At 71.1% G+C, this 21,708-nt stretch carries 23 protein-coding genes and 1 pseudogene; 11 read left to right on the top strand and 13 right to left on the bottom strand.

Features of this window, described 5'->3' with window-relative positions:
* Window positions 1-301: 301 nt before the first annotated feature.
* The 6 genes from MMR14E_RS26770 to MMR14E_RS26795 are packed head-to-tail and all read right to left on the bottom strand — an operon-like array spanning window position 302 to window position 5,842.
* Complete coding sequence (locus tag MMR14E_RS26770) at window positions 302-1,423, bottom strand: branched-chain amino acid ABC transporter substrate-binding protein (protein WP_331318478.1); 1,122 nt, start codon at window positions 1,421-1,423, stop codon at window positions 302-304.
* Between the two features lie 49 nt (window positions 1,424-1,472).
* On the bottom strand, window positions 1,473-1,841 hold the full coding sequence (locus tag MMR14E_RS26775; protein ID WP_029360016.1) for a DUF6867 family protein: 369 nt from the start codon (window positions 1,839-1,841) through the stop codon (window positions 1,473-1,475).
* Window positions 1,842-1,846: 5 nt separating this feature from the next.
* Window positions 1,847-2,644: an ABC transporter ATP-binding protein gene (locus tag MMR14E_RS26780; RefSeq protein WP_331318480.1), complete on the bottom strand. Its 798-nt coding sequence runs from the start codon at window positions 2,642-2,644 to the stop codon at window positions 1,847-1,849.
* Window positions 2,641-3,531, bottom strand: a complete 891-nt coding sequence (locus tag MMR14E_RS26785; RefSeq protein WP_331318482.1) for an ABC transporter ATP-binding protein — start codon at window positions 3,529-3,531, stop codon at window positions 2,641-2,643. Before MMR14E_RS26785 ends, MMR14E_RS26780 begins: the two co-directional genes overlap by 4 nt.
* Window positions 3,531-4,925 carry a high-affinity branched-chain amino acid ABC transporter permease LivM gene (livM, locus tag MMR14E_RS26790; protein WP_331318483.1) on the bottom strand — a complete coding sequence of 465 codons (1,395 nt, stop codon included), beginning with the start codon at window positions 4,923-4,925 and terminating at the stop codon, window positions 3,531-3,533. Before livM ends, MMR14E_RS26785 begins: the two co-directional genes overlap by 1 nt.
* A complete protein-coding gene (locus tag MMR14E_RS26795) occupies window positions 4,925-5,842 on the bottom strand; it encodes a branched-chain amino acid ABC transporter permease (protein ID WP_020094234.1) in 918 nt (305 codons plus the stop codon). Before MMR14E_RS26795 ends, livM begins: the two co-directional genes overlap by 1 nt.
* Window positions 5,843-6,083: 241 nt before the next feature.
* On the opposite strand from MMR14E_RS26795, the gene MMR14E_RS26800 reads away from it, so the two are divergent.
* The 4 genes from MMR14E_RS26800 (at window position 6,084) to MMR14E_RS26815 (ending at window position 10,229) form a co-directional block, all read left to right on the top strand.
* Window positions 6,084-7,364: a dicarboxylate/amino acid:cation symporter gene (locus tag MMR14E_RS26800; RefSeq protein WP_331318485.1), complete on the top strand. Its 1,281-nt coding sequence runs from the start codon at window positions 6,084-6,086 to the stop codon at window positions 7,362-7,364.
* 202 nt (window positions 7,365-7,566) lie between these two features.
* Window positions 7,567-8,472 (top strand): amino acid ABC transporter substrate-binding protein, encoded by a 906-nt coding sequence (locus tag MMR14E_RS26805; protein WP_331318486.1) that lies wholly within the window; start codon window positions 7,567-7,569, stop codon window positions 8,470-8,472.
* 99 nt (window positions 8,473-8,571) lie between these two features.
* Window positions 8,572-9,246 (top strand): DUF1007 family protein, encoded by a 675-nt coding sequence (locus MMR14E_RS26810; protein ID WP_331318488.1) that lies wholly within the window; start codon window positions 8,572-8,574, stop codon window positions 9,244-9,246.
* Window positions 9,237-10,229: a nickel/cobalt transporter gene (locus MMR14E_RS26815; protein ID WP_331318489.1), complete on the top strand. Its 993-nt coding sequence runs from the start codon at window positions 9,237-9,239 to the stop codon at window positions 10,227-10,229. The genes MMR14E_RS26810 and MMR14E_RS26815 overlap by 10 nt, the downstream gene beginning before the upstream one ends.
* A 421-nt stretch (window positions 10,230-10,650) precedes the next feature.
* On the opposite strand, the pseudogene MMR14E_RS26825 reads toward MMR14E_RS26815, so the two are convergent.
* The 3 genes and pseudogenes from MMR14E_RS26825 to MMR14E_RS26835 form a co-directional block, all read right to left on the bottom strand.
* A pseudogene (locus MMR14E_RS26825) lies at window positions 10,651-10,932 on the bottom strand (S49 family peptidase); the annotation flags it as partial.
* A gap of 79 nt (window positions 10,933-11,011) precedes the next feature.
* A complete protein-coding gene (locus MMR14E_RS26830) occupies window positions 11,012-11,599 on the bottom strand; it encodes a histidine phosphatase family protein (protein ID WP_331318491.1) in 588 nt (195 codons plus the stop codon).
* 44 nt (window positions 11,600-11,643) lie between these two features.
* A complete protein-coding gene (locus MMR14E_RS26835; protein WP_331318493.1) occupies window positions 11,644-12,039 on the bottom strand; it encodes a VOC family protein in 396 nt (131 codons plus the stop codon).
* Between the two features lie 429 nt (window positions 12,040-12,468).
* Between MMR14E_RS26835 and MMR14E_RS26840 the strand changes: the two genes are divergently transcribed.
* Window positions 12,469-14,133: a methyl-accepting chemotaxis protein gene (locus MMR14E_RS26840; RefSeq protein ID WP_419539427.1), complete on the top strand. Its 1,665-nt coding sequence runs from the start codon at window positions 12,469-12,471 to the stop codon at window positions 14,131-14,133.
* 7 nt (window positions 14,134-14,140) lie between these two features.
* Here the strand turns inward: MMR14E_RS26840 and recF are convergent, their stop codons facing one another.
* Window positions 14,141-15,295: a DNA replication/repair protein RecF gene (gene recF, locus MMR14E_RS26845; RefSeq protein ID WP_331318497.1), complete on the bottom strand. Its 1,155-nt coding sequence runs from the start codon at window positions 15,293-15,295 to the stop codon at window positions 14,141-14,143.
* A 220-nt stretch (window positions 15,296-15,515) separates the two neighbouring features.
* Complete coding sequence (dnaN, locus tag MMR14E_RS26850) at window positions 15,516-16,637, bottom strand: DNA polymerase III subunit beta (protein ID WP_331318499.1); 1,122 nt, start codon at window positions 16,635-16,637, stop codon at window positions 15,516-15,518.
* A 220-nt stretch (window positions 16,638-16,857) separates the two neighbouring features.
* Between dnaN and MMR14E_RS26855 the strand changes: the two genes are divergently transcribed.
* A complete protein-coding gene (locus MMR14E_RS26855) occupies window positions 16,858-18,186 on the top strand; it encodes an MFS transporter (RefSeq protein WP_331318501.1) in 1,329 nt (442 codons plus the stop codon).
* 21 nt (window positions 18,187-18,207) lie between these two features.
* On the opposite strand, the gene MMR14E_RS26860 is transcribed toward MMR14E_RS26855, so the two are convergent.
* Both MMR14E_RS26860 and MMR14E_RS26865 read right to left on the bottom strand, forming a co-directional pair.
* Window positions 18,208-18,444 carry a hypothetical protein gene (locus MMR14E_RS26860; RefSeq protein ID WP_331318502.1) on the bottom strand — a complete coding sequence of 79 codons (237 nt, stop codon included), beginning with the start codon at window positions 18,442-18,444 and terminating at the stop codon, window positions 18,208-18,210.
* A 117-nt stretch (window positions 18,445-18,561) separates the two neighbouring features.
* Window positions 18,562-19,299, bottom strand: a complete 738-nt coding sequence (locus MMR14E_RS26865) for a hypothetical protein (RefSeq protein WP_331318504.1) — start codon at window positions 19,297-19,299, stop codon at window positions 18,562-18,564.
* A gap of 314 nt (window positions 19,300-19,613) precedes the next feature.
* Here MMR14E_RS26865 and MMR14E_RS26870 point away from each other — a divergent pair, with 314 nt between their 5' ends.
* The 5 genes from MMR14E_RS26870 (at window position 19,614) to fliQ (ending at window position 21,682) form a co-directional block, all read left to right on the top strand.
* Window positions 19,614-20,045 (top strand): hypothetical protein, encoded by a 432-nt coding sequence (locus tag MMR14E_RS26870; protein WP_331318505.1) that lies wholly within the window; start codon window positions 19,614-19,616, stop codon window positions 20,043-20,045.
* A gap of 89 nt (window positions 20,046-20,134) precedes the next feature.
* Complete coding sequence (flgB, locus tag MMR14E_RS26875; protein WP_331318506.1) at window positions 20,135-20,536, top strand: flagellar basal body rod protein FlgB; 402 nt, start codon at window positions 20,135-20,137, stop codon at window positions 20,534-20,536.
* Window positions 20,537-20,601: 65 nt separating this feature from the next.
* A complete protein-coding gene (gene flgC, locus MMR14E_RS26880) occupies window positions 20,602-21,009 on the top strand; it encodes a flagellar basal body rod protein FlgC (RefSeq protein ID WP_331318508.1) in 408 nt (135 codons plus the stop codon).
* Between the two features lie 44 nt (window positions 21,010-21,053).
* The gene (gene fliE / locus MMR14E_RS26885) at window positions 21,054-21,368 is read left to right on the top strand and encodes a flagellar hook-basal body complex protein FliE (protein WP_091784121.1); all 315 of its coding nucleotides are present in this window, start codon (window positions 21,054-21,056) and stop codon (window positions 21,366-21,368) included.
* Between the two features lie 47 nt (window positions 21,369-21,415).
* Entirely contained in the window at window positions 21,416-21,682 is a 267-nt protein-coding gene (gene fliQ / locus MMR14E_RS26890) for a flagellar biosynthesis protein FliQ (RefSeq protein ID WP_273563973.1), read from the top strand.
* Window positions 21,683-21,708: the final 26 nt, after the last annotated feature.

The raw sequence follows: 21,708 nt of genomic DNA on the forward strand, positions 1-21,708 counted from the left end.
GTGCCGGGAGAAGGGTCGAAGCGCCGCGCGAGCCTGCGGCTGAGTACGGACAAGTTGCAGCCAAGCTCGTGCGCACGTCCTCAGACGCGGTCCCTGCCGTCCTCATGGCCTCCTCCCGGGCGCTGAGCCGGCCTCACGCTCGCGCCGGCGGCATCATGCACACTTCTTAGGCGTACGCACGCGGTGTGGAGGACGGATCCGCCCGGAAGGCTGACGAATCCACGGCATAGAAAACGACGGCGCCGCCCCCCGCGGTATCGGGAGGCGGCGCCGGACTGGAAACCCGGTCTGTGACCGCGGCTTACTTCGTCAGCTCATTGCCGCTGTAGTCGATCTTGCCGTCCGGCCCCTTCTTCCACTCGTACATGACGTAGTCGGGCCGGGTGATGTCGCCCTTCTTGTCGTAGGCGATCGGGCCGACCACGGTGTCCACCGCCTTGCCCTGGTGCAGCCAGTCCGCGAGCTTCTTGCCGTCGCTGGAGCCGGTCTCCGCCATCGCCTTGGCCAGGACCTGCACGGCCGCGTACGAGTAGAGCGTGTAGCCCTCGGGATCGATGTTCTTGGCCTTGAACGCGGCGAGCGCCGCCTTGGCGTTCGGGTTCTTGCGGGCGTCCGGCGGGAAGGTGGTCAGCGTGCCCTCGGCCGCGGGACCGGCGATCGCCACGAGCTCGCGGTCGACCATGCCGTCACCGCCCATCATCGGCGCCTTCAGGCCCTGATCGCGCATCTGGCGCAGGATCAGCCCGGCCTCGGTGTAGTAGCCACCGAAATAGACGACGTCGACATTGGCCGACTTCAGCTTGGAGACGAGCGCCGAGTAGTCCTTCTCGCCCGGGTTGATGCCCTCGAACATGACCTCCTTGCCGCCCTTGGCCTTGAAGGCCTTCAGCGTCTCGTCGGCCAGGCCCTTGCCGTAGGGGGTCTTGTCGTGGACGAAGGCGACCTTCTTGCCCTTGAAGTGATCGGCCAGGTAGTTGCCGGCCACCGCGCCCTGCTGGTCGTCGCGACCGCAGGTGCGGAACGTGTTCCACATGCCGCGCTCGGTGAACTTCACGTTCGTGGAGGCCGGCGTGACCTGGATGATGCCGGCGTCGAGGTAGACGTCGGAGGCCGGGATCGACACGCCGGAATTGTAGTCGCCGACAACCATCTTCACGCCGTCGCTGGCGAACTTGTTGGCCACCGAGACGCCCTGCTTCGGGTCGGAGGCGTCGTCGCCGACCGTCACGGTCAGCGTCGTGCCCTTCAGGGTGCCGGCCTTGTTGAGGTCCTCGACCGCCTGGCTCGCGCCGTTCTTGAGCTGCGCGCCGATGGCGGCGCTGTTGCCGGTGATCGGCGCGGCGACGCCGAGCTTGACCTCGGCGGCCTGCGCGGCCGCCACCATGGCGCCGAGGGCGAGCCCGGCCAGCAGAATCGATCTCATCGCGTACTTCCCCTAACTGTCAGGACCGCACGTGCGGATCCGGCCGCACTCATCGGACCTCGCCGGCCGCGGGCGCCCGTGCGCGCCATGTCAGCGGTGAGGTCTTCTCGTAGAGCCAGCGGTACTGGCTCGTCATCTGGCGCGTCCGCGTGTAGCGGAAGCCCGCCGCGCCGATGATCATGACGACGACCGCGTCGACCGCATAGTAGTGCAGCGACAGCAGGGTGCCCGAAAACAGGGCGTAGTGGATGAAGCGCACGGCGGCCGCCACCAGGAGCAGCGCCAGGGCGCAGTGCCAGAACGGCCGCCAGCCCCGGGCGATGCCGCGGGCCGCCATCCAGCCGGCCCAGCCGCCCATCACCACGGTCACGAGCAGGAACAGCCAGGCCGACGGCTCCTCGTACAGGATCCCCTGCAGCATGCTCACGCTTCCACCGGGCCGCTATGGCCCCCTTCCAGATAGGCGGCCTGGACGTTCGGATCGTCGAGCAGCGCCCGACCCGTCCCGCTCATCGTGACCCGACCGTTGACCAACACGTAGCCGCGATGGGCGAGCTTCAGGGCGTGGTAGGCGTTCTGCTCGACGAGGAAGATCGTCATGCCGTCGGTCCGGTTCAGCTCCCGGATCGCGTCGAAGATGCCCTTCACGACGAGCGGCGCGAGGCCGAGGGACGGCTCGTCGAGGAGCAGCAGGCGCGGGCGGCTCATCAGCGCCCGGGCGATGGCCAGCATCTGCTGCTCGCCCCCCGACATGGTGCCGGCGCGCTGGTTGAGACGCTCCTTCACCCGCGGGAACAGGGTGCAGACCTTCTCCAGATCCTCGGCGAAGAAGCGCCCGTCATGGAGCGCGGCGCCCATCTGGAGGTTCTCGTAGACGGTCATGCGCGGGAAAACCCGGCGGCCCTCCGGCGACTGCGCGATGCCGAGCCGGGCGATGGCGTGGGTCGGCATCCGGGTTATGTCGCGGCCGTCGTAGGTGATCGTCCCCGAGCGCGCCTGGGGGCTGCCGAAGATCGTCATCATCAGGGTCGACTTGCCGGCACCGTTGGCGCCGATCAGCGTGACGATCTCGCCCTCGGCCACGTCGAGATCGACGCCCCGCAGGGCGGCGACGCTGCCGTAATAGGTCGAGACGTCGCGCACCGCGAGGAGCGGCGGCTTCTTCCCCGCCTGGATCGCCCGGGTCTCCTCGACCAGGACATTGATGCCGGCGACGCTCATGCCGGTGCCCCCGTGTGCGCCGCGTCCCCGTGCGGCACGCTGATCCCGACCTCGGCCTCCACGGCCTCCACCTCCTCGTCCTCGACGCCGAGATAGGCGGCGATCACCTTCGGATCGGCCCGCACCTCGGCCGGGGAGCCGTCGGCGATCTTCACGCCGTAATCGAGGACGACCACGTGGTCGGAGATCTCCATCACCACCGACATGTCGTGCTCGATCAGCAGCACCGAGGTGTCGTGCGCGTCGCGGATGTGGCGCAGGAGCCCGTTCAGCTCCGCCGATTCCCGGGGATTGAGGCCGGCCGCCGGCTCGTCGAGGCAGAGCAGGACCGGGTCGGTGCACATCGCCCTGGCGATCTCCAGGCGCCGCTGCGCGCCGTAGGGCAGGGCGCCCGCCGGGTCATCCGCGCGCGCCATGAGGTCGATGCGCTCGAGCCAGGCCTTGGCCCGCTCGATCGCGGCGGCCTGCGCGTCCCGGTAGGTCTTGAGACCGAGAAGCCCGAGGATCGTGTAGCCCGAGGCCCGCATGAGCGGCGCGTGCTGCGCGACCAGCAGGTTCTCCAGGACGGTCATGCCCTGGAACAGGCGGATGTTCTGGAAGGTGCGGGCCACTCGCGCGGTTCGGTTCACCTTGTGGTTCGGAAGCCGCTCCAGCAGGTGCGTCGTGCCGTCGGCGTGCGCCAGCGTCAGCATGCCCTCGGTGGGCTTGTAGAAGCCGGTGATGCAGTTGAACACGGTGGTCTTGCCGGCCCCGTTCGGGCCGATCAAAGCGGTGATGTCGCCGCGGCGCGCCTCGAAGGACAGGTCGGAGACGGCGGTGAGGCCGCCGAACCGCATGGTCAGGTGCTCGACGGCCAGCACCGGCGGGGGGAGGGGTGACGTCGCCATCAGCCGTGCCCCTCGCTGACATGGGCGCCCGAGACCGCGCGCCGCTGGCCCAGCGAGACCGACGGCATGCGCTCCGAGATCAGGCCGCGCGGGCGCCAGACCATCATGGCGACCATGGCCAGCCCGAACAGGAGCAGGCGGTACTCGCTGGGGTCGAAGCCCTCGCCGAACACGGCCTTCAGGAAGCCGAGGTTGCGCAGCATCTCGGGGCCGCCGACCATCGCCACCGCGGCGATGGCGACGCCGACCTGGCTGCCCATGCCGCCGAGGACGACGATCGCCAGGATGATGGCGCTCTCCAGGAAGTTGAAGCTCTCCGGGCTGATGAAGCCCTGGCGCACCGCGAAGAACGAGCCCGCGAAGCCCCCGAAGGCCGCGCCCAACGCGAAGGCCGTGAGCTTCGTGGCGGTCGTGTCGATGCCCAGCGACCGGCAGGCGATCTCGTCCTCGCGCAGGGCCTCCCAGGCCCGCCCGATCGGCAGGCGGCGCAGGCGCAGGGTGACGAAGTTGGTGATCAGGGCGAGCGCCAGGATCAGGTAGTACAGGAACACGAGGCGGTGCATCGAATCGTACGGGATGCCGAAGGTCGCGGCGAACCCGCCCTCGCCCGCCGTGAACGGGATGCCGAAGAAGGTCGCCCGCGGGATCGACGAGATGCCGGCGCCGCCGCCGGTGACGTCGGTCCAGTTGATCAGGACGAGGCGGATGATCTCGCCGAAGGCCAGGGTGACGATGGCGAGGTAGTCGCCGCGCAGGCGCAGCACCGGGAAGCCGAGGATCATCCCCCACAAGCCGGCGAACAGGCCGGCCAGCGGCAGGCAGACCCAGAACGACAGGCCGAAGGTGGTCGAGAGTAGCGCGTAGGAATAGGCCCCGACCGCGTAGAAGGCGACGTAGCCGAGGTCGAGCAGGCCGGCGAGGCCGACCACGATGTTCAGGCCCCAGCCGAGCATCACGTAGGTGAGGATCAGGATGCCGAGGTCGATCCAGTAGCGGGCCGAGGACAGGCCACCCGTCGCCAGGGTGGAGATCATCGGCAGGGTCAGCGCGACGAAGATGAACAGCCAGAGACCGACCTTCGAGGTCTTCTGACCGGCGTCGGGCTCGCCGTGCACGGCCTCGGTGGCCTGGGCCGGGGAGGGCGTCAGCGCCCGGCGCGCGTCGCGGCGCAGCAGCACGAGGCGCTGGACGAGGCGGAGCACGAAGATCGCCGCGCAGAGCGCCGCCACCAGCCCCCAGCGCGGCACGAGAACCAGCTCGGTCCCGGGCCCGGGATCGGTCCGGTAGGCGATGATCGGGACGCAGAGGCCGAAGGTGACGAGGGCGTAGAGGGCTGCATCGCGCAGGATGCCGGCCATCGCGGAGCCGGGGAGGGCAGTCTGCGAGGCGGCCATCAGACTTTCTCGACCTCGGGCCGGCCCAGGATGCCCGAGGGCATGAAGATCAGCACGATCGCCAGGATCGAGAAGGCGGCGACGTCCTTGTACTCGATGGAGAAGTAGGCCGACCAGAAGGTCTCGATCAGGCCGATGATCAGGCCGCCGAGCACCGCCCCGGGCAGGGAGCCGATACCGCCGAGGACCGCCGCCGTGAACGCCTTCACGCCGGGCACGAAGCCGTCCGAGAAGGACACCACGCCGTAGTACATGAGGTAGAGGACGCCCGCGACGGCCGCGAGGGCCGCGCCGAGCACGAAGGTCAGCGAGATCGTGCGGTCGACGTCGATCCCGAGCAGCGCCGCCATCTTGCGGTCCTGCTCGCAGGCGCGCTGCGCCCGGCCGAAGGGCGTGCGCTGCACGAGGTACCAGAAGCCGGTGAGCAGCACGGCGGTGACCGCCATGATCAGCACCTGCTTCCAGGCCAGGAACACCGCGTAGCCGTCCCGCTCGAACAGGGTGATGCCGCCCGACAGCATGGGCGGGGTCGGCTTGTTGCGCGCGCCCTGCACGACCTGCACGAAATTCGACAGGAAGATCGAGACGCCGATCGCCGAGATCAGCGGGGCGAGGCGGAACGAGCCGCGCAGCGGCCGGTAGGCCACCCGCTCGATCGCCCAGCCCCACAGGGCGGTCAGCACCATGGCGACCACCAGCACCACCAGGAAGGCCAGCGCGATGGAGCTGACCCCGAGCCAGACCGTCAGCAGCAGGAAGGTGATGAGCGCGATGAAGCAGGAGACCATGAAGACGTCGCCGTGGGCGAAGTTCACCATGCCGATGATGCCGAACACCATCGTGTAGCCGATCGCGATCAGGCCGTAGATCGAGCCGAGCGTCAGCCCGTTGATGAGCTGCTGTACGAAGACGTCCATGAACTCTCGCGCGCAGGTTGCTTGGGCCGCCTACGGAGAGCGCAGGCAGCTTGGCGGGGCAAGTCTCGTACCGCAGCCGTAGCACACCAGCCACAGGTTTCATCGCCGCCCGAGCGTCGCGTGAAAACAGTCGACCACGCCAGTAACGCCCCCTGCCCGGGCTTGCGTGTGGCGCAGTTCCTGCGACACGTTAACGAATTGAAATGCTCGATCATCCCGGGCGAGGCGAGGAGCAGTACCGATGGCAGGGTCGCGACTCACGACGATGATCTTCGTCGGCATGCTCCTCGGCATCGCCGTGGGCTACGCCTGCAGCATCACCTGGCCCGACCCGCAGACAGCCAAGGAGATCGCCGGCTACATCGCGCTGGTCTCCGACGTGTTCCTGCGTCTGATCAAGATGATCATCGCCCCGCTGGTGTTCTCGACGCTGGTGGTCGGGATCGCGCATCTCGGAGACACCGCCGCGGTCGGCCGGGTCGGCGGCAAGGCGCTGCTCTGGTTCGTCGGCGCCTCGTTCTGCTCGCTGATGCTGGGCTTGATCCTGGTCAACATCATGCAGCCCGGCGTGAACCTGAACCTGCCCCTGCCCGATGCCGGCGCCGGCACGGGCCTCAAGGCGGCCTCGCTCTCGCTCAAGGAATTCGTCACCCACCTCGTGCCGAAGAGCGCCGTCGAGGCGATGGCCAACAACGAGATCCTGCAGATCGTGGTCTTCTCGATCTTCTTCGGCGTCGGCCTCGCCGCCCTCGGCGAGAAGGGGCGGCTCCTCGCGCAGGGCATCGAGGGCGTCGCCGACGTGATGCTGAAGGTGACGGGTTACGTGATGATGTTCGCCCCCGTGGCGGTGTTCGCCGCCATCGCGGCGACGATCACCACGCAGGGCATCGGCGTGCTCGTGACCTACGGCAAGTTCCTGGTGGAATTCTACATCGGCCTCGCCGTGCTCTGGGCGCTGCTGATGGGCGTCGGCTTCCTGCTGCTCGGCGGCGGCGGCATCGTGCGGCTGTTCAACCTGATCAAGGAGCCCTTCGTGCTCGCCTTCTCGACGGCGTCGAGCGAGGCCGCCTACCCGAAGATGCTGACGAACCTGGAGAAGTTCGGGGTGCCGAACCGCATCACGTCGTTCGTGCTGCCGATGGGCTACTCGTTCAACCTCGACGGCTCGATGATGTACTGCACCTTCGCGGTGATGTTCATCGCGCAGGCCTACAACATCCCGCTGAGCTGGGGTCAGCAGCTCACGATGCTGCTCCTGCTGATGGTGACGTCGAAGGGCATGGCCGGCGTGCCGCGCGCCTCGCTGGTGGTGATCTCGGCGACGCTGTCGCACTTCAACATCCCGGAAGCGGGGCTGCTGCTGATCATCGGCATCGACCAGTTCCTCGACATGGGGCGCTCGGCCACCAACGTGCTGGGCAACAGCGTCGCCACCGTGGCGGTCGCCAAGTGGGAGGGCCAGCTCTCCACCACCGACCAGCGCCTCGACCATGTCGGCACGGTGGCCTCGCCGGCGGAGTAGGCGCGGGCGGCGGCTGCGCCGCCCGGCAGGCTGAGGCGCGGATCGGTCCCGGCAGGAGAGCGCCAGGGATCTCGGTGCCGGCTGGAGGGCTCCTTCGAGGCCTCCGCCGCGCCCCGGCGCCTCGATAGGAGGGTGGGGGTGGGAGCGCCCGGGCGCTCTCGAACGCGGTGTGGCACATGCGGTGCGCCCTGGAGGGCGGGTGATGGCGCGGCTTTCCCTTGCGTTTCTGGTCCTGGCGCTGGCGGCGACGCCCGCCGCGGCCGTCGAGGTGCTCACCGGGACGCTCAGGAGCGTCGCCGAGCGCGGGGAGATCGTGCTCGGCTACCGGGAGAGCTCGGTGCCGTTCTCCTTCGTCGAGGGCAGACGGCCGGACGGCAGCCCCCGGGCGATCGGCTACGCCATCGACCTCTGCAACGAGATCGCCGACGATGTTCAGGCAGCGATCGGCCGGCCGGTGCGGGTCCGCTACGCGCCGGTCACCGCCGAGACGCGCATCGAGGCGGTGACCTCCGGCAAGATCGACCTCGAGTGCGGCTCGACCACCGCCAATGCCGAGCGCCGAAGGCAGGTCGCCTTCTCGCCGGTGGACTACATCAGCGCGACGCAGCTGCTGGTGAAGCGCGGCGCGGGCATCGCCTCCTACCGGGATCTCGGCGGCAAGACCGTGGTGGTGACGGCCGGCACCACCAACGAGAGGGCCGTGCGCGACCTGCTCGCCCGCCTGAAGATCGACGCGCAGGTGGTGACGGCCCCCGACCACGCCGCCTCCTACGCGATGGTCAAGGCCGGCAAGGCCGACGCCTTCGCCACCGACGACGTGCTGCTCTACGGCCTGATCGCCACGGACGCGCAGGACGGGGTGAACTACACGGTGCTGCCCGACAAGCTCTCCTACGAGCCCTACGGCATCATGTTCCGCAAGGACGACCCGGAGCTCGCCGGCATCGTGCAGCAGACCTTCACGCGGCTCGCCGAGTCCCGGGCGCTGCGCTGGACCTACGAGCGCTGGTTCCTCAAGCGCCTGCCCAACGGCGAGCGCCTCGACATCCCGATGTCGAACGACCTGCGGGTGAGCTTCCAGCTGATGGGCCTCGACGGCGGCGAGTGAGCGGCGCGGAGACGGGACGGCGCCTCGCTTTCGCCCAACCGGCACGCGAGGAAGACCCGGCCTGACCGCCTCCCTCCCGTCGCGAGCGTGCCACCGTCCATGCTGATCGCCGCGCCCTGCCCGAAACCGCTCGCCCTGGTACTGGCCGCCGCCCTCGGCTGCGCCGCCTCCGCGGCCTCCGCCCACCCGCACGTCTGGGTGACCGCCAAGGCGCAGCTCGTCTACGCCGACGGCAAGCTCGTCGGCGTCCGCGACACGTGGAGCTTCGATCCCGAGTACACGGCCTTCGTCACGCAGGGCCTCGACACCAACAAGGACGGCAAGCTCAGCCCGGAGGAACTCGCCGGGCTCGCCGCCGAGAACACCGCCAACCTCGCCGAGTTCGGCTACTTCACGAAGCTGAAGGTCGGCGGCAAGGAGCAGGCCTTCGCGGAGCCGAAGGAGCCGGCCGCGCACATGGACGACCGGGCGCTGGTCATGACCTTCCTGCTGCCCCTGAAGACTCCGGTCCAGCAGGGGCGGGGGGTCGCCGCGCTGGAGGTCTACGACCCGACCTACTTCGTCGCCTTCTCGTTCGCCGAGGGCGCCGACGCCGCGACCCTAGCCGGGGCGCCACAGGGCTGCGCCGCCACGGTCACCCGGCCGAAGACCGAGCAGCCGAAGACGGCCGATGCCGGGTCGCCGGGCATGACCGAGGCCTTCTTCGAGGCGCTCACCGCCGCCTCGACCTATGGGGTGCAGTTCGCCAGCCGGGTTCTCGTGGCATGTCCGTAGGCATCGGGATCGTCGCCCCCGCGGGGGCGGGGCGGCTGGGCCTGCGGCTCGGCCTCATGGCCCTGGCCATCGGGCTCGCCGCGTTGCTGGCGGCCGCGATCGCGTGGCTCGTCGCGCCCGGCCTCGCGGCGCCGCCCCCGCGCTCGCCCTTCGGTATCGGCTTCCGCGAGGCCGCGCCGGCCGCCACGGGTCTCGGCGGCGTCATCCTGGCGCTGCAGGCGAGCTTCTCCCGCAGCCTCAACGCCGCGGTGAGCGCGCTGCGGGGCGGCGGCAGCTGGACCCCGCTGGTCGGCCTCGCCTTCGCGTACGGCGTGTTCCACGCCGCCGGTCCCGGCCACGGCAAGGCGGTGATCGCCGGCTACATCCTGGCGGGGGAGCGGGCGCTCCGGCGCGGTGCCGCGCTGAGCGTCTGCGCCGCTCTGCTCCAGGCCTGCGTGGCCGGGGCGATCATCGGCCTCGGCACGCTGGTCCTCAACGCCACCGCGGCGAGCATCACCCGGGCCGGCACCCTGATCGAGACCGTGAGCTTCGCCCTCGTCGCCCTGATCGGGCTGGTCCTGACATGGCGCAAGGCCGGTCGCCTCGCCAATCTCGGCGCGGGCTGCGGCCCGGGCTGCAACCACCTCCCGGGACCGCAGGCCCTCGACACCCTCGACACGTGGCGCGAGCGGGCCGGGGTGGTGCTGGCGGCGGGCACGCGCCCCTGCGCGGGGGCGGTGCTGGTCCTGGTCTTCGCGGTGTCGCAGGGCGTGCCCGGGGCGGGCGTGCTGGCGGTCCTGGCGATGGCCCTCGGCACCGCGCTGACCACGACCGCGCTGGCCTGCCTCGCGGTCTTCGCCAAGCGGATGGCGCTGCGCCTCGCGGGCGGTCGGGGGCAGGCCGGGCTGCTGGCGCTCGGCGGCCTCGAACTCGTCGCCGCCGCCTTCGTGCTGGTCCTGGGCGCCGCGATGCTCTCCGGCCTCGCGCCGGGCCTCGGCGGCTGAAGGGTCTCGCCTTCCGGGGCGCGGCGTGCCACGCTGCGCCACCGAGACGGAGAGCGCGCCGATGCATCCCGACTTCGCGACGATCCTGAACTGGCGCCTGCTCGCCGGATCGCATCCCTTCCCCGGGCCAGACGGCGGGACCTGCATCAACGAGGCCGCGATCGTCGCCGCGGGCCTGCCCTACCGGGCGATCCGCTCCAGCGCCGACTGCCCGCCCTGCTTCTCGCGGCCGGCCGCCGCCTACGCCCTCGGACTCAACGACGCCATGCCGGACGAGGCGCGGCCCCAGCTGATGGCCTTCGTCCTGCGCCTGTCGGGCAGCGCCGACACGGCGGAGATCGAGGCCGCCCGCACCCGGCAGCTCGCCCTGGAGAGCGTCCGCCGCATCCTGGCGCCGCTCTGCGCCGTCGCCGGCCTGGCNGTGGATCAGGTGCGACTGCGCCGGCGAGCCGCCGGGCGAGTTGATCACCAGCGCCACCGCCTTCACCCCCGGCATCCCGAAGGCGCGCTCCAGGCTGCCCGCGACGCCCCCGATCGAGAGCCCCGGCCGGAGCGGCGAGACCGCGCCGATCGTGCCCGACAGCCGGACCACCGCGACCCGCGGGCGTCGGTCCCGGAAGCGGCGCGGGAGGAGGGCGCGGAAAGTGTCGGGGAACGGGACCTGGGGAGAGGCCTGCGCGATCCTCGCGGACGTCCTCGCCATCGGCCGGCAGGCGCCGGAGATCGCCCTCGTCGGCGCCCGTCAGCGCATGGACGCGGCGCGCGCCCGGATGCCGGCCTGATCAGGCCGCCGCGGGCGCGGCGTCGAGATCGAGGTCGATGGTGCCGCAATTTTCCAGGAACGTGCCGGTGAGGTGGTAGAAGAACGTCCCGTGGCCGACCACCGCGATGGTGGTCTCCGGGCGGGCCCGCAGCCAGTCGCGGAACGCCGCGATCCGGGCGTCGAACAGGGGGCGCGGCTCCACCGGGTAGCCGCCGACCTCGCAGCCCGGCTCCGCGTGCCACCAGACCTCGGGCAGGTGCCCGACATCGAGGTGCGGGAACTCCGCGGCGATCTCCGAGGCGGCCCGGCCGACGTCGCAGCTGCTCTCCTGACACTCGCGGTGCAGCACCTCGACGAGCACCCGCGGCCGGCTCGGATGGTCGCCGAACAGGATCGCGGCGGTCTCGATGGCGCGGGTCAGGGGCGAGACCACCACGAGGTCGAAGGGGATCGGCCGGAGGTGCTCCCGCGCGGCCCGGGCCTGGGCCTGGCCGAGCTCGGTCAGGCGCGCGTCGGGCAGGCCGGGATCGCCGCGCCCGAGCTTGTGCGCGGCGTTGAAGGTCGACTGCCCGTGGCGGATGCAGACGATGCGGGTCTTGTCCGGCATGGATCTCGGAGACGTGTCGGGATGGGAGGGGCGCGCCGGCAGAGTCACGCGAAGCGGCCGCCGCGCTGGATGACCTCGATCTTGTAGCCGTCCGGGTCGGTGGCGAAGAAGAAGCGCGCGAGCACGTCGTCCCCGTGCTGGAGAGCCTTGACGTCGGTGGCCGTGAAGCCCTCGCGCCGGTGACGGGCGTGCTCGGCCTCCACGTCGTCGACCACGAAGGCGATGTGCCCGTAGCCGTCGCCGAGGTCGTAGGGCTTGTCGCGGCCCTTGTTCACCGTGAGCTCCAGCTCGAACGGCGAGGCCGGATCCCGCATGTAGACGAGGGTGAAGTCCGGGAAGTCGAACCGGCCGGAGACTTCGAGGCCGAAGGCCCGGGCATAATAGTCGCGCGCGCGCTCCTCCTCGAGGACGCGGATCATGGCGTGGACGGGCTTGGACATGCGCTCGGGATTCCGTGGGCACGCGGCCGGCGTGCGCGCCTCTTATGTGGCGCCGCGCGCGGCCGCGGGAAGGCCGCCCTGCGCGGCTCCGGTGTCGCGCAGTGTACAGGCGCGGGCGGTGAGATCGGGAACCGTCTCGAGACAGCCGCGATCCTGTAATGACAGACGAACAGTTTCATTCGTCCATTTAACCGTTCCAGGAAATATATTCGGATCAGTAATTCACACTCTGTATTTGAGTACGAACAATACTCCATCTGCAAATCAAATTTGACACCAGAAGTTAATATTTTAACGCTTGACTCCACCAGTCCATTGGGATCATCCTTGAATCCTATCAACATCATGAAAACAATCTGATCACAAATCCGTCCAGAGACTAAGCACAAGGGCATGAATACCGTGTTTCGGCTATCCAATATCGATCTTATGCCAAAGATCGCGGCCGTCATCGCCCTGATGAGCGCGATCGTCGGCGGATGCATCTGGTACGCGCAGGCGCGGATGACGACGATCGACGACGGCTACAGTCGGTTCATCGCCAACGAGGCGGCGGCCGTGGCAGACGCGCGCCGGCTGAACCGGCTTGTGATCGAGCTGAACTACTGGGTCTACCGGATCATCGCCGAGACAGATCAGAACCAGATGCGGGACGCCAACGCGGGTTTCGAGGCTGTCCGGCCCCGCTTGCAGGCGCTGCTCCCGGTCCTCCGGTCGCACGCGCCGACCTTCGCCGCGCGCATCGACGCGCAGACGGTGCGGATCGAGCGCTATCTCCGGGACGTGAGCGAGGTCCGCCGGCTCGGCACGATCAACCAGAACGAGCAAGCCATCGCGCTGGTCCACACGGCGATCGATCCGACCTTCTCGGACCTGCTGACCGAGGGCAACAGGATCGCCGACGACATCGCCGCCTACATACGGGATGGGTCGGACGATCTCACCGGCGAGACCAACGCCACCCGCCGGACCCTGATCGCCGTCAGCGGTTTCGGGATGCTGGCGGGCCTGCTCGCGGCGGTGGTCATCGCCACCGTCGGGATCACGCGGCCCCTCGACCGGTTGGTCAAGGTCCTGCAGCGCATGGCGCAGGGCGAAGTCGACGCCGACATCGCGGAGGCGGCGCGACGGGACGAGATCGGCGCGGTCGGCCGTGCGGTGGAGGGGATCAAGGCGATGGTCGCCCGCAAGGCGGCGGAGGAGGCGGAGGTCCGGCGCATCGCCGACGCCGCGGCCCTCGCCGAGCGGCGGCGCACCATGCTGGACCTCGCCGACGGGTTCGAGCGGGCGGTCGGCGGCATCGTCGGGCTGGTCTCGTCCTCTGCGACGGAACTCCAGGCCACCGCGCAGGCGATGACGTCGAGCGCCACCGAGACGGCGAGCCAGTCCACCACCGTCGCGGCGGCCGCCGAGGAGGCCTCCGCCAACGTCCAGACCGTGGCGGCCGCCGCCGAGGAGCTCGGCACGTCGGTGCAGGAGATCGGCCGACAGGTCCTCGGCTCGGCCAACCTCGCGCAGACGGCGGTCGGCGAGGCGGACGAGACCCAGCACCTCGTGCAGGCCCTGAGCCAGGCGGCGACCCGCATCGGCGACATGGTCGGGATGATCTCGACCATCGCCGGGCAGACCAACCTGCTCGCGCTCAACGCCACGATCGAGGCGGCCCGCGCCGGCGATGCCGGGCGCGGCTTCGCGGTGGTCGCCGCAGAGGTCAAGGAACTCGCCGGGCAGACCGCCCGGGCGACCGAGGAGATCAGCCAGCAGATCGGGCAGATCCAGGACGTGACCGGGCAGGCCGTCACCGCCATCGGTGGGATCACGGCGCGCATCCGCGAGATCGACGCGGTCGCGACGACCATCGCGGCGGCGGTGGAGCAGCAGGGCGCGGCCACGCAGGAGATCGTCCGCAACGTGTCGCAGGCGGCGGCCGGGACCGACGAGGTCACCAGCAACATCACGGGCGTGGCCAAGGCCTCGGAGGAGACCGGCGCGGCGGCCGCCCAGGTGCTGGGCGCGGCCGGCGAGCTGTCGCGCCAGTCCGAGTATCTCGGCGCCGAAGTCTCGCGCTTCCTCGGGACGGTCCGGGCCGCGTGAGGCCGGCTCACGCCCCGATCCGCAGGACCTCCGTCCGGGTGCCGGCCTGCGCGAAGGCGTCCGGGTCGGCGCCGGTCATCCAGACCTGGCCCGGGAGCGCCTCCAGCGCCTCGAACAGGCCGGCCCGGCGGCGGGGATCGAGGTGGGCCGCCACCTCGTCGAGGAGGATCAGCGGGGCGATGCCGCTCATGGCCCGCACCAGTCGGGCGTGGGCGAGGACGAGCCCGATCAGCAGCGCCTTCTGCTCCCCCGTGGACGCCGTGCCGGCGGGCACATCCTTGGGACCGTGGCGGACCACGAGGTCGCTGCTCTGCGGCCCGATCAGGGTGCGGCCGGCGGCCCGGTCCCGATTGCGGCCGTTGCGGAGCGCCATCCGGTAGCGGTCCTCGGCCTCGATGGCCGGCCAGACCGCCACGAGATCGTCGAGGTCGCCCTCGAGGCGGATGGCCGCCCAGGGGAACGGCTGCGCGTCGTCCCGGGTCTCGGCGATCAGACGGTCCAGGCGCTCGGCGGTCTCGCGCCGGGCGAGGGCCACGGCAACGCCAAGCTCCGCAACCTCCCGCTCGATGGCGTCGAGCCAGCGCTCGTCGTCGGGCCGCTCCTCCAGCAGGCGGTTGCGGGAGCGCAGGGCCCGCTCCATCGCCGAGACCCGGGCGCCGTGGGCGGCGTCGACCGCCAGCACGAGCCGGTCGAGGAACCGCCGCCGGTCACCGGCCGCCCCGCGGAACAGCCCGTCGAGGTCGGGGGTCAGCCAGACGACCCGCAGGAACTCGCTGAACGCCACCGGCGAGGCGGCGGTCGCGCCGTCGATCCGGCAGAGCCGGCTCGCCCGTCCGTCCGGGCCCGGCGGCTCCAGCCCGGTGCCCAGCCGGTGCTCGGCGCCCTCGCGGTCGAGCGTGAGCGAGACCGCGAAGCCGCCCGGGCCGCCGCTGCGCGCCATGGCGGCGAATTCCGCCCGGCGCAGGCCGCGGCCCGGCACGAACAGCGAGAGCGCCTCGAGCAGGTTGGTCTTGCCCGCGCCGTTCTCCCCGACCAGCGCGACGAAGCGGGCCTCGGGCGTCAGCTCGAGGTCCGCGTGGTTGCGGAAATCGCGGGCGATCAGGCGGGTGACGCGCAGAGCGGCCCCGTCGGGCTCGACCCGCGGATCGGGGATGTCGCTCATCGGTGAACCGAGGGGTGAACCGAGGGGCCGAGACGCGTCGTGCTCAACCGTCCCTTGCTGTCTGACATCCTATCCAACCACCGCAACCCGAAGGGCCCGCGTCAGCGGGCCGCGCGGGCGGGCTCCCGAGACCGCGTCGCCGCGTGGAGCCCCCTCGCGAGGCCTCGGCTACGCCCCGGCACCTCGGGACGAGGGCGGGGCCGGGATCCGCGCGGCCGCCTCAAACCCGCATCGGCATCAGCACGTACAGCGCCGGCGCGCCCTCGCGATCCTGGATCAGGGTCGGCGAGCCGGGATCCGCGAGCTTGAACAGGGCGGTGTCGCCCTCGAGCTGCGCGGTGATGTCCAGGAGGTAGCGGGCGTTGAAGCCGATATCGAGGCCGGCCGCCTCGTAGTCGACGTCGAGCTCCTCGGTGGCGCTGCCCGAATCCGGGTTGTTCACCGAGAGCGCGAGGCGCCCCTCGGCCAGCCCGAGCTTCACCGCGCGCCCGCGCTCCGACGAGATCGTCGAGACCCGGTCGACCGCCTTCGCGAACGCGTCGCGCTCGACGGTCAGCCGCTTGTCGTTGTTGGCCGGGATCACCCGCTGATAATCCGGGAAGGTGCCGTCGATCAGCTTGGAGATCAGCGTCAGGCCGCCGGCGAAGCGCAGGCGGATCTTCGCGGGCGACAGGTCGACCGCGACGGTCTCGCCGCCGTCGTCGAGGAGCTTCTGGATCTCGGAGACCGCCTTGCGGGGCACGATCACGCCCGGCATGCCGACGCTGCCCTGCGGGGCCGGGATCTCGACGCGGGCGAGCCGGTGGCCGTCGGTCGCCACAGCCCGCATCGCCGGGCCGCTCTCGGTCTCCAGCGTGTGCAGGTAGATGCCGTTCAGGTAGTAGCGGGTCTCCTCGGTGGAGATCGCGAACTGGGTCTTCTCGATCAGCCGCTTCAGGTCGGCGGCGGCGATCTCGAACCCGTGCGGCATCTCGCCGGCGGCGAGGTCCGGGAAGTCGCCCTCCGGCAGGGCGCCCAGGGCGAAGCGCGAGCGGCCGGACCGGATCGTCATCTGGCCGGACTCGCCGCCGGTCTCCAGGGAGACCTGCGCGCCGTCGGGGAGCTTGCGCACGATGTCGTAGATCACGTGCGCCGGCACGGTCGTGGCGCCCGCGTCCGCCACGTCCGCCGGCACGCTCTCGGTCACCTCGATGTCCAGATCCGTCGCGCGCAGCTGGAGTCCAGACCCTTCCGCGCGCAGGAGCACGTTCGACAGGATCGGGATCGTGTTGCGGCGCTCGACGACCCGGTGCACGTGGCCGAGCGACCTGAGCAGGGCCGCGCGCTCGACAGTGACTCTCATCGCAATACTCAAGTGGTAGGGACGGCGCCGCGGCCGGCGGCCGTCGCGGAATATGGCCGTTCAGCTTGGCGAAGGGGGAAGGGGAACGCAAGGCCGCCGTCGGTGCACCGCACAGCGACCTCCGCGTTGAGGTCAAATGCCCATGTCCGGAGCGGGCTATCGGCCCCGGGGCGGCCCGTGCGAAAGCGCCGCCACCGACTTGGATCCCCCCGTCCCGATCATGCTGCAGACCATCGACCCCGCGGGCAACACCGCAGACCCCTCGCAGGCCGCCCCGAGCGCCCCTCCGAGCGCTCGGCGTATCCTCGCCGCGAGCTTCGTCGGGACGGCGATCGAGTTCTTCGACTTCTACATCTACGCCACCGCCACCGCCCTGGTGATCGGTCCGGTCTTCTTCCCCGCCGGCGCGCCCGGCGTGCAGCAGCTCAGTGCCTTCGCGACCTTCGCCATCGCGTTCATCGCGCGGCCCGTCGGCGCGGCCCTGTTCGGGCATTTCGGCGACCGGGTCGGCCGCAAGGCGACGCTGGTGGCGTCCCTGCTGATCATGGGCATCTCCACGGTGCTGATCGGCTGCCTGCCGACCTACGCGTCGGTCGGCTGGTGGGCGCCGGCGGCGCTGTGCCTCCTCCGCTGCGGGCAGGGGATCGGGTTCGGCGGCGAGTGGGGTGGCGCGGCCCTGCTGGCGGTCGAGAACGCGCCGCCGGGCCGCCGCGCGTGGTACGGCATCTTCCCGCAGCTCGGGGCGCCGGTCGGCTTCATCCTGGCCAATCTCGGCTTCCTCGCCCTCAGCTTCGGCCTGACGCCTGAGAGCTTCCAGGCCTGGGGCTGGCGCCTGCCGTTCCTGGCCTCGGCGGCGCTCGTCGGCGTCGGGCTCTACGTGCGCCTCAAGCTCACCGAGACGCCGGCCTTCAAGGCCGCGCTCAGCCAGGCGCGACCGGAGCGCGTGCCCTTCGCCACCATGCTGACCCGGCACGGACACGCCGTCCTCGTCGGCACCTTCGCGATGGTGGCGGTCTACGCGGTGTTCTACCTCTCCACCGTCTTCGCCCTGGGCTACGGCACCGGCACCCTCGGCTACAGCCGGCCGATCTTCCTGCTGTTCGAGTGCATCGCGGTCTGCTTCATGGCGCTCGGCACCGTCGCGTCGGGGGCCGCGGCCGACCGCTTCGGCCGCCGGCCGGTGCTGCTCTCCGGCATGGCCGTGACGTTCCTGCTGGGCTTCCTCATGGGGCCGATGCTGGGCCACGCCGCCGGCACCGGCACCTGGCCACCGGTGCTGGGCTTTCTCTGCCTCAGCCTGCTGACGATGGGCTGGGTGTTCGGGCCGATGGGCGCCGTCCTGCCGGAGCTATTCCCGACGCGGGTGCGCTACACCGGCGCCTCGGTCACCTACAACCTCGCGGGGATCCTGGGGGCCTCGGGCGCGCCCTACATCGCGCAGCAGCTCGCGGCCTACGGCGGCATCGGCTTCGTCGGGTTCTACCTGGCCGGGGCCGCGATCCTCAGCTTCCTCGCCGTGCTGGCCATGCCGGAAACCGCAGGCCGCTGACGGGGCGGTCGGGCGCCGGCCTCAGCGGCCGGCACGATCCTGAGCCGCCGTGACGGTAGGCTCGAAGCGCCCGAGGAAGCGGGTCCGATCCCACAGCTCGATCGCGTCGCGCCCGACCAACGCCCGGGCGCGACGGCGCGCCTGCGTGTCGTCCGCGGCCGACAGGATCTCGGCCGCGCAGACACGACCGGCCCGGTCGAGCCTGAAGGCCCTGTAAGCGCGGCTCCGGTGAGCCGTACCAGCATCCAGCGCGAGCATTGCGTGATCCTCCGGGACCGAGCGTCCCGGAAGACGGTTAACCATCGGTTAACCGCAGCTGTCTCGACCGGGGACGCGGTCCGTCGCGCGCCCGCTCTGCTGCGGGCGGCGGGTGCGTCAGCTCCGCTTGTCGAGCGGACGACCGAGGAGGCGGGCGAACTCGGCCTCGATCTCCTCCACCGAGAACGGGTTACCCGATCCCTTCGCGTCGGGCGGCGGCGCGTCGGGTGGTGGCGGGGCAGGCGGAGCCGGCGCGGTCGGAACGGGATCGGCCTTCGGCATCGCCGGCGGCGGCACGGGCTTGGCCGGGGGCGGAGGCGGTGGCGGAGGCGGTGGCGCGCCCTGCGGCTCNGGGGCGGAGGCCGAGCGCGGCACCGGCGACGGCACCACCACCGGCATCGCGAAGCCCGGGTCGAACAGCGGCTCCGCGCGCCGCCCGCCGGATTCCGGCAGGACCCTGGGCGGCTCGGGCAGGCGGCCACCCTGCACGAGCGGGTCCGGGAGCGGCTCGTCCAGCGGCTCCGGCGCCAGCTCCGGCCGGAGCGCGGCTTCCGGCAGCGGCCGCTGACCGCGCTGGATGTTGCGCTCGACCACCACGTCGTTGGGACCGCCCACCAGCAGCAGGTGCTCGACATTGTCCCGGCGCAGCAGGATCAGCTGCCGGGCCCGGTCGAGCTCGTACACGTCGACGATCCCGAGCCGCGGCTGTCGCCCGCGGCTCCCGGATCGGCCCGGCAGGGCGAGGCTCCGGCCGGTGAGCCGGCGCACCGTGAACACGATCGCCGCGAGCGCCGTGAAGATGACGGCGAAGATCACGATATACTGGACGATGGGGGAGCCGTCAGAGCCGAACACGGATTGCAGCCATCGCAAGATTACGCACTCGCACGTTCCGACCGGCGCGGGTGCGCGCCGGCACGGACCGAATCCATATCACGCCGGAGGGGCGGCAAGGCAAACGACGTTAAGAGTTCGTTAACAGACCTTTTAATTGAGCGGCCGCAAGACAATAGCTCGGGACTGCGGCGCCGCCCCGGCCGGATCGGCATCCGGCTGTCCGCGGCCGCCGCACGCGACCGGCATCGGGCCGGGGGAGACAGAGCGGACACATCGGGCGCCCAGAAGCCGTCCCCCCGACCCGCGCCCGCGGGTTGCCGCAGGCTCCCGCGATGATGCGTCCCCTCCCGCTCTCCATCCTCGTCCTCCTGGCCGCCGGCGTCCCCGCCGCGGCGGCACCGCGGCTTCCGACCTGGACCCCCTACGAGCGGAGCGCCGGGCCGGACGGTGCGCCGTCGCGCTGCCTCCAGCAGCGGCGCGGCACCGTTCAGGCCGGGACCGCGCGCTGGTACGTCTTCCAGCTGTTCAACGATTGCGGCCGGCCCGTCCGGGCCGTGTGCGACATCGCCTACACGCCGCTCTGCGATTACGGCCGGGACGTCACGGTCGCGGCGCATCTCGACTCGTCGGTCGAGCCCCACGGCGAGTCCCAGCCCTTCGGCCACGCCGCGCCGCCGGTCGACGGCGGCGTGCCGGGGTGCTTCTTCGCGCGCTGCACCGAGGAGCCCCAGCCCCCGGGGCGATCCGGCGCGGCTCGGCCCTGAGACCGGGCTTAACGCGCCGTTAACCATGCAGGCGGCAGATTTTGCCGAGCCCGCTCGTCCCGGCGCGGCCACGCCATCCGGAGGCGACCATGGCCCTCACCGATCTGCCCGTGCTGAGCATGCTGCGCACGCGCATGCAATGGGCCCAGGCGCGCCAGGGCGTGATCGCCGAGAACGTCGCCAACGCCGACATGCCGGGCTTCAAGCCCCGCGACCTCGTGGAGCCGCGCTTCGACCGCGCGACCGGCGCCCTCGCCACCACCGGCTCCAGCCTGACGCTCACCAGCGCCGGCCACATGGCCCCGCCCGGCCAGACGGTCGGGGCCGATTCCAAGCGCGCCAAGGGCTTCGAGATCCGCCCCAGCGGCAACGGCGTCAACCTCGAGGACGAGATGATGAAGGCCGGCGAGAACCAGTCGGACTACCAGCTCGCCGCCTCGCTGTACCAGCACAGCCTGACCACCCTGAAGATCGCGATCGGCAAGAGCTGATGCGCGCGGGACGACGGCGGAGCGCTGACGGCCGCGATGTCGCGGCAGCGGGAGGGTCCTGAGCCATGGAATTCACCAAGTCGCTGGCGGTGGCGGCCGCGGGCCTCAAGGCCCAGTCGGGCCGGATGCGCATCATCGCCGAGAACATCGCCAACGCCGATTCCGCGCCGGCCTCCGCCGGGGCGCAGCCCTACCGGCGCAAGATCCCGACCTTCACCAGCCACCTCGACGACGAGACCGGTGCCAAGCTCGTCGAAGCCGGGCGCGTCAAGCGCGATCCGTCGGCCTTCCGGACCAAGTACGAGCCGGGCAACCCCGCGGCCAACGCCCAGGGCGTGGTGCAGATGCCCAACGTCAACGCGCTGATCGAGAACATGGATCTGCGCGAGGCCCAGCGCTCCTACGAGGCGAACCTCAACATGATCAGCTCCACCCGCAAGATGCTGGCGCAGACCCTCGGCATCCTGAAGTGAGCTCCGAAGCCCGCGGCAGGGCCGCATAGCAAGGACGCACGGCGATGGCTTCGAGCAATTTCGCGGCGGGTGCCTACGCGGCCGTCCAGGGCCTCGCCGGCGGCCGGCCCGCGCCCCGGGTGCAGCCGACGACCGGCACCGGCACCGACTTCATGCAGATGCTCGGGCAGACCCTGGACAGCGTCGGCGATGCCGGCCGCCGGGCCGATACCCAGGCCGTCTCGGCGGCCGCCGGCAAGGCCAACGTCGTGGACGTGGTCACCGCGGTGGCCGAGAGCGAGACCGCACTGCAGACCATGGTGGCGGTGCGCGACCGCATGATCTCCGCCTACGAGGAGATCATGCGGATGCAGATCTGACCGGCCGACCGCTTCCCCGCCCACTCCCCCGCACAGATCGCACCCCCATGACCGGCCTCGCCATCCTCGACGTCGCCCGCGACGGCATCTTCGTGTTCCTCAAGGTGGCCGGCCCCCTGATGCTGGTCGCCCTGGCGGTCGGCCTCGCCGTCTCCCTGGTCCAGGCCCTGACGCAGATCCAGGAGCAGACCCTGATCTACGTGCCGAAGGTCGTGGCCGTGTTCGCCGCGCTGCTGCTGATGCTGCCCTTCATGGGCGACGCCATGGCCGGCTACATGACCCGCATCGCCGCCCGCATCGCGGCCGGCGGCTGATGCGCGCGCCGGCCGGGACAGGCGCG

The organism is Methylobacterium mesophilicum, from assembly GCF_036441335.1.
Classification (GTDB): domain Bacteria; phylum Pseudomonadota; class Alphaproteobacteria; order Rhizobiales; family Beijerinckiaceae; genus Methylobacterium; species Methylobacterium mesophilicum_B.